3 protein-coding genes are annotated in these 3,407 nt (G+C 60.4%); 1 reads left to right on the plus strand and 2 read right to left on the minus strand.

The window, feature by feature from the left end:
• Positions 1 to 54 precede the first annotated feature (54 nt).
• On the plus strand, positions 55 to 1,239 hold the full coding sequence (locus K3A84_RS20205) for an alpha/beta fold hydrolase (protein ID WP_137903378.1): 1,185 nt from the start codon (positions 55 to 57) through the stop codon (positions 1,237 to 1,239).
• Between the two features lie 88 nt (positions 1,240 to 1,327).
• On the opposite strand, the gene K3A84_RS20210 is transcribed toward K3A84_RS20205, so the two are convergent.
• The gene (locus K3A84_RS20210; protein ID WP_130754871.1) at positions 1,328 to 2,482 is read right to left on the minus strand and encodes a serine hydrolase domain-containing protein; all 1,155 of its coding nucleotides are present in this window, start codon (positions 2,480 to 2,482) and stop codon (positions 1,328 to 1,330) included.
• A 257-nt stretch (positions 2,483 to 2,739) separates the two neighbouring features.
• Positions 2,740 to 3,407, minus strand: a 668-nt coding sequence (locus K3A84_RS20215) for a MarR family winged helix-turn-helix transcriptional regulator (RefSeq protein ID WP_225011275.1), incomplete at its 5' end; no start/stop codon positions are given.

Genomic DNA, 3,407 nt, shown 5'->3' on the forward strand with positions numbered 1-3,407 from the left:
CTTGACTGGAGTACGGTAATACGCAATTATAGTTAGATAACTAAGGATATGGCCATGGAGAGAGGATTGCCGACAAAGGCGCTATGGGATCGCCTTCCCGAAATCGTTCGCTTCCGCGATCAACCGGGGATGACGGAGACCTACAGTTTTGCGGGCGCCGAGGGCACGACCGAGCTGGAAGGCCAGCTGTTCCGGCAGAGAGCGCGGCCATCTAAGGCGGTCTATTTGTTCATGCACCCCACAGCCACGGTCCAGCTGCTCCCAATGCCTGAGGCGCTTGCCGATGCGGGGTTGCACGTACTTTGCGCGTCGAGTCGCTACCCGAGAAACGATAGTGCGCTGATTATGGAAAAGGTCGCCTACGACATGGGCCAGTGGGTGCGCCACGCGCGCGAGTCGCTGGGTTATGAAAAGGTGATCCTGGTGGGATGGTCGGGCGGCGGCTCGCTATCGCTGTTTTATGCGGCCCAGTCTGAACATCCGACAATCACCCACACGCCCGCCGGCGACCTTTATGACCTGACAGCAGCGCGGCTGCAGCGGGTTGACGGAATAGTCTTAATCGCCGCCCACCTCAGCCGGGCGGAAGTGCTGACCGAATGGCTTGACCCCTCCGTCATCGACGAATTCGACCCGGACACGCGCGATCTCGAATTCGATATCTATAGTCCGGACTGCCCGAACAAACCACCATTCACCGCTGACTTCATCGCCGCCTTCCGCGAGAGGCAGCGGGCCCGCAATCGCAGAATTACCGCCTGGGCCGAGGAAATGCTTGCCACGCTCCGTCGTCGCAACGACGGCGAAACCGAACGCGCCTTCGTCACGCACCGCACGATGTGCGACGTGCGCTGGATTGATCCGACGATCGACCCCAATGGACGCGCGCCGGGGGCATCCTATCTTGGCAATCCACGCACGGTGAACGTGGGACCCGCTGGTTTGGCGCGATTCTCAACCCTGCGCTCGTGGCTGTCGCAATGGTCCTACGACCTATCCAACTCCAAGGCTGCCGTTAACGCGACAAAGATCCATCGGACCCCTGTGCTGCAGATCGAGAATGAAGCGGACGACGCGGTTCCCGCGAGCCATAATCCGATCATTCACAACGCGCTCACCGTTGCGAACAAGGAATTTGTGAGCATCAAGGGCGCGACCCATTTCTACCAGGGCCAGCCCGAACATCTCAGCGCTTGTATCGACGGGATCATCGACTGGAGCCACCGCAACGATTTGTGATCTGGCCGCCGCGATCGACGCGGCGCCTCCGCATTTTCGCTGCGGCGCGGCCGGCTTACGCCGGCCGGTCGCGGATTCCTTGCGGGGATCAGTTGTAGACGGCGTCCCGGATGTCGGACACGAACTTCCCCGACATACCCTCAAAGGCCGTGTTGGTCATGGCCACGACCGTCAGCGCGTTTGCACGATCGATGAACCAGCTATTGCCGTATCCGCCGGTCCAGTGAAGCGTTCCGGGAGACTGCGGCGACGGGACGGCGTGCGGATCTGCAAGCACTGCCCAGCCGAAGCCGAAGCCCCAACCCGGCCCCCAGGCCGCAGCCTGAGGTCCGAGCTGATCGGTCGCCATCATCTCGACTGTTTCAGGCTTCAGGATCGGACCACCCCCGAGCCGGATGGTTTCCAGAAAGTGCAGGACGTCGCCCGCAGTCCCCACCATCCCACCCCCGCCTGACGGATAGGAGTTTGGATCCAGGATACGGCTCGGCGCGAACGTTAGCGACCCGTTGAAGGCATCCAGAGGCACTACCATGCCGTCCGTGATGCGGACGGGAACGGATTCGCTGTTGAAGTAATTCGTCGCGAGCCGCTCAACATCCGCAACGGCAAAGCCGGTATCGACGATACCCAGCGGATCCGTGACCAGTTTGCGCACAGCATCGCGTAGCGAACCACCGGTAACGCTCTCAACCACCCCTCCCATCACATCCATGCCAAGGGAATAGCGAAAACCCGACCCCGGTGCGGCGGTAAGCGGGGCGGCAGCCAGGCGCCGAAGATTCTCGGATAGCGACAATCCCGGTTGATCCAACCCGTCGGAGACGTCGAGGCGACGATAATGGCCATCGCTCCCTTCCTGAAACGGATAGCCGAGCCCCGATGTGTGCGTGAGCAGATGGCGGATCGAGATGACCGGAACCGATCCATCGGACAGGCGCGGCTGAAAGTCGGGCAGGAAGCGCGTCACTGGATCGTCCAGCCTCACAACACCATCCTCGATCAGGCGCATCACGGCGGCGGTGACAAAGGGTTTGGTCACCGATGCAAATCGGAAAATGCTATCCGTTTGCATCGGCTTTTGCGATTCACGGTCTGCAAATCCCGCCGCGCGGCGATAGGCGATCTTGCCGCCCCGGGCGACGATCACGACCGTTCCCACCAAACGATTGTCGGCGAGAGCATTGTCTATCGCGCGATCCAGGCGATCGGACACATCCGCGCCTTTAAAGGCTGATGAACTCATAAGTTCAAACTCTCCCGATACTCTCGCAGACCGGACGCGGCCCGCACCTAAGCGATTGCAGTCATCAACCGCGCGGTGGAGAGCGACGACGATTCGGTCGGAGGCAAGGCCTGACCATCAGCACACCTCTCCACGCAACCTTCACGTCGCAGACCGCCACCGTGCAGTTCCTTAGTTATCTAACCATTAGTGATGTAAGTATCGGCGCGCAACATTGATGTGGGGCATCCATGGTGGCGAGGACACCCACTATCGCATCAGTCGCCTGCCTCATGAGTGATGCCGGCGACCCCTCGGTCCTCTCGGCGCCGCCGACCCGGCTTCGCGTCGGGCTCCTCGGGGGAGAGGCTCCGAATCGCAGCTTCTAGATTGGTCTGCAGCTCGCCCAATAGGGCGATCTGGAGATCCGCTTCGCGGCGCGAAATGCCGGTCTTAGCGATATCCCCAACTTCGATGCCAATGGGCAGAAGCTTCCTTTTCAGCTCGTGACCGTAAGGGGTGAGGAAGATGTTGATCTTCCGCTTGTCCGCCGCGTTGCGGACCCGGGCAACGATTCCCCGTTGCTCCATGGAAGCGATCGCCGAAAGCGTGGTCGGCTCCATCGTTCCAACAAGGTCGGACAGTTCCTTCTGGGTTAAGCCGTCCTGGTCCCACAGGACGCGCAAGAAGTACCACATGCCCAGGGTGACGCCGAACTGCTCGATCTTCAGCTGTAGCAGCTTTTGCATAAGTCGATGCGTGAGTCGGATTTGATATCCGATACTCAGGTCGAACGGCAGGTTGATTTCCCCGCTATCTCCGCTCATCGAAATCGGCCCTGCATGACCCGAACCATCGGGCCTGTTGAATGTCGAAACCAGCGTGCATTCCTTCTTGGCAACCGCCCCAGCCGCGTGGGTCGGTTGACTTGTTAATGGATTATGAC

It is taken from the genome of Novosphingobium percolationis, assembly GCF_020179425.1.
Taxonomy (GTDB): domain Bacteria; phylum Pseudomonadota; class Alphaproteobacteria; order Sphingomonadales; family Sphingomonadaceae; genus Novosphingobium; species Novosphingobium percolationis.

Coding starts and splice junctions, on each gene's coding strand:
- K3A84_RS20205 (WP_137903378.1), top strand. CDS start 55: ATGGAGAGAGGATTGCCGACAAAGGCGCTATGGGATCGCCTTCCCGAA.
- K3A84_RS20210 (WP_130754871.1), bottom strand. CDS start 2,482: ATGAGTTCATCAGCCTTTAAAGGCGCGGATGTGTCCGATCGCCTGGAT.